Raw genomic sequence first — 4,275 nt, forward strand, 5'->3', positions numbered from 1 at the left:
CAAATACTATCTCTATACAGTTACTTCTCTTTTATATTACTATTTTTGCTCGATCGAATCCTGGTAATTATAAAAACCTGTTCTAGAATCGTTGTTACTAATAAAGCGATACTTATAAAATACAGTTCACCATTCCAACAAATATAGGTCAAAAAGAGAACCATTAAAATTTGCAAAATGCTCATAAAAACAAATAGAATTATCTTTTTCTTTTTCATTTTTAGCTTGTTACCTCACTAAATCAATTCTCCACCCATATATTTCTGCAACTTCTCAAATTGATTTATACTCAAAACAAATGTATCCGCTCCATCCTCTCCGTTACTAACATAATACGAACCATCCTCGTTCTTCTTAAACTTGAGCTGATGAGAATCATCTATAAAGAACATTGCCTGGGTTAATCCATTATTAATACACAAGTATTCTTTTTTAGATGATATTTTCAAGTTGATAGAAGATACTATTACAATGCAAATTAGAACGCAAAAATTTAAAACTAATTCTATATTCCAAGTTGTAGTTCCAAAATCAAAAATATTAAAGCATTTTAACAACATATGTATAAGCAATAAAGCAGCTAATGATATTTGAATAGTAAGTAATATATGTCTCAAATGTCTAAATCTATATATGATATTTGAAGTAATGTTTTCATATTCAACTACAATCAGAGCAAATATTTCAAACAATACAATTCCAATAGCGCTTAGTAGCTGAATACGTTTGTTTTGATAAATAGAAGCACTACTTGATAGATATAAAAAAGCATCTTTTAAAGCTCCACATCTAATAAAAAAATATGTCCAGCCAATTGCCATGGCTTTCATAATATAATTATTTTGTTTATACTTTCCGTCCTGATATTTTTTACTTACATTGAATTGCAAAACTACAAACAAATTCATTGGTATCCAAACATATAAAATAATACAGTAAACAAAAAGAGATAATATTACTTCAATATTACTTTCCATCTTCTCCACCTATCAATTACTCTCAGCTGGGCAATCATCCTCTGTGACTTTGTCTATAATATATGAAAATGCTTCTCCCAACATACTCTGATTTTTTAAATCATGTATTACATACCATGCTAATTGTCCAAATGTATCTGCACCAGTTGATTGAAATGCCGCATCTAAGCAGTCACCACCGCCTCCAAACAAACACTGTGCACCTGCGTTCAAAGCAATTTTTTTTAAGGATTTTTTTGAACCAACCGTAGTTTGTCCACTCTCTGCATCATTGATAATCTGATTTGTTAAAGAACCTGCTCCGCCTGCCATGAAGTTACTAACATAAGGATTACCGCCTAATGATGCTGTTTTACTTGTCACGTAAGATGACCAAAAACCCGAACTAAATGAATTACCACTAGCCATACTTACAAGACCACCTACTGTTCCAGTAGCTACATCCTTGTTTTCCAACACTGCTGTACCAACTGTTTCAAGAGTTGCACCACCAGCTGCTGTAACAGCCCCCGCTCCTGCAACTAATGTTCCTCCTATCATCGCTCCTGCAGCAGCATTATCTACAGCTTTTTGTAAATTTGCATGTTCATCATTTTTCCAATCGGATATTACAGAAGCATCATATGCTACTCCCGCACCAACAACTGCTCCTGCAGCAATTAATGGAACCGACACTGGAGCAGTCGCCGTTGCCAAAATAATTCCACCAGCAACTGCTGCAGTAGTTGCAACAGCCATTCCGGCAACAGCAAGCGCATCACTTACATTGAAATCTTTTAGACTCAACCATTGGCCATTCCTGTCAACAAATGTGTATGGATTATTAATACAATAACTAAACTGGTTAAGTGTACTTGGATATTCAATTATTCCTTTTTTTAAATCTACACCGACAAACCTTCCATTATCAGTACTATAAAATCTTGCCTGTGCAAACATAAGCCCTGACACTTCATCTTCCTGATAGCCTGTGAATGCGAATGGCTGGATGATGTTTCCTTCTGTGGTATAAGCATGCTTAGTGTGCTGTTTATTGCCTGCCTCTTTGATCTTACCTGTGAACGGATCTATGCCACGTCCAAAGTCATCAAAGGCATATGATGATACTGCCGCACCGTCTGTACCTGTCATGTACATTGGTGAGCCAAGTTCATCCTGAAGATAATAATAGGTGCTTGTTGCTTTTGACATAGAAATTACGTTCTTGTCATATATAAAGCTTTCTGTCTCGCCGTTGACTGTTCGCTCTAGCAGATTGTAATAGTCTCTCGAAAGGTCGCAGAGGTATTCGATTCTTTCTTCAGGCCTTGTAGTTGATACTCTGAAACCAAGACCGTTGTACTGATTCTCCAGCTCTCCCTTTTCAGAGTCTACTACTTTAGACAGCATGTTTGTTGCATCGAAAGTAAAGGTCTTGTTTAGAAGGCCGTCTACATACTCATTTGTCTGGTTGCCACGCTTATCGTAATCATAGGATCTTACTATCGCCTGACTGTTATTTAATTCTTTTGCTTCCACAAGTCTGTCAAGAGAATCATACCTGTATGTAGTCTGAGTATCGCTTTCAATAAGGCTGGTTCTGTTGCCAAAAGCATCGTACTCATAGGAAGCTCTTAACTCTCCATTCAGGCTGGACCTTGTGAGTCTTCCTATCTCATCATACTGGTAGTCATACTGACCTGATATAGCATCAAGTTCACGTCTTTCTCTATTGATTCCACTGATAAGTCCTATATCATTGTAACTATAGAAGTACTTATCAAGTATACCTTCTTTGTCAAAGCTTGTCATACTCTCGATATTACCGCCTGGAAGATATGAGTAGTCCTGCCTTACTCCGTTTGGAAGGAGCTTTTCAATAAGTCTTCCAATCTCGTCGTAGGAATAGGATGTATGCTCATTGGATTTTTCTTCTATACCCTTAGATGTTATGGATGAGATCTTTCCTTCTTCATCGTAGCTATAAAGAGCCTGTCTTCCATCAGGATATGTGAGGCTGGTCTTTGCACCAAGTGCATTATACTCGTATGCTACTGTTCTGTCCTGATAGTCTGTTACTTTTGAAAGGCGTCCAAAGATATCGTTTTCAAGTGTTGTCTTTCCAAGCCAGTCGTTTATCTCGCTCAGGTGATTAAGTTCATCATAACTAAATGCAACACTTCTTCCATCTGAATATCCTACCTTAGTTACTGCTCCAAGATCGTTATACTCATAGGTCGTATCGAAGCTGTCTCTGTCTGTCTTTGTTATAAGGCGGCCATACTGGTCGTATTCATAGGTTTCTTCCTGACCAAGAGCATCTGTTACCTTTGTAAGCTGACCTGCAAGGTTGTATGAGTAGATAGTTACATGACCATCTTCTCCTACCTTAGGGAAGTTATCAGATGATTTTTCATCTTTTTCGATCATTCCTTCCGCTCTGTGGATACTCTTAAGCTTATCAAGGGCATCATAGGTGTATGCTGTCTCATTACCAAGGGCATCTACTACGCTCTTAAGATGACCTGTTGGGGTATATGTATAGAGAGTTGTGCTACGTCCGTCTGTGACTTTTGTAGCTCTTCCCATTGCATCGTACTCATAGGATACGGTGCGATTGTCACTACCCTCTACTTTTGATATACGACTTAGAGCATCATAAGTATAGCTGATAGTATAGCCATCAGCGAAGATTCTCTTTTCTACCAGACCTTTATTATCATAGACAAGTTCCTGCTGTTTTTTATCGCAGAAATATATAGCATGTAGCTTTCCTGACTTTGTATATTCAAACTTTCTTACTCTTCCTGCCGGGTCTGTTACTGTCTCTATAGCTCCCGATGAAGTATAGGTGTATGATGTTGCATTGTTAAGAGGGTCTGTACTTATAGTTACTCTTCCGAGTTCATCATACTGCCTTGTGTATCTGTTTCCAAGTGTATCTGTTAAAGCTGTTATCCTGCCGTTCTCATCATACTCATATATCTTCTCATGACCAAGGGCATCGGTTTCCTTGATCACCTGGTTAAGGGCATTATACTTACGGCTGTTTACCTTTATGTCTCCAACGTATCTTGCTAATACGTTGCCGTTCTTATCGTAGTCATAGCCAGTGGTTCTGCCTTCAGGATCTGTGACTTTCTTGATACGCATGAGAGGATCGTATTCATAAAGAACGGTTCCGCTGTTAGGAAGGGTTATCTTCTCTTCCTTCCACATGCTGTTGTAGTCAACATTTGTTACTCTTCCTGCTTCATCTGTTACCTTGCATGGCTTACCTATGATGTTGTATTCCCATGTCTTTGATGTTCCATCAGGA

At 37.9% G+C, this 4,275-nt stretch carries 2 protein-coding genes; both read right to left on the bottom strand.

Translation table 11 applies throughout. The features are described from left to right. Positions 1-236 precede the first annotated feature (236 nt). Positions 237-977: a hypothetical protein gene (locus tag K6G87_RS00245; protein ID WP_296832242.1), complete on the bottom strand. Its 741-nt coding sequence runs from the start codon at positions 975-977 to the stop codon at positions 237-239. A 12-nt stretch (positions 978-989) separates the two neighbouring features. Next, positions 990-4,275 (bottom strand): RHS repeat domain-containing protein (locus K6G87_RS00250; RefSeq protein WP_296832245.1); only part of this gene is annotated, 3,286 nt, incomplete at its 5' end.

It is taken from the genome of Butyrivibrio sp. (assembly GCF_024699075.1).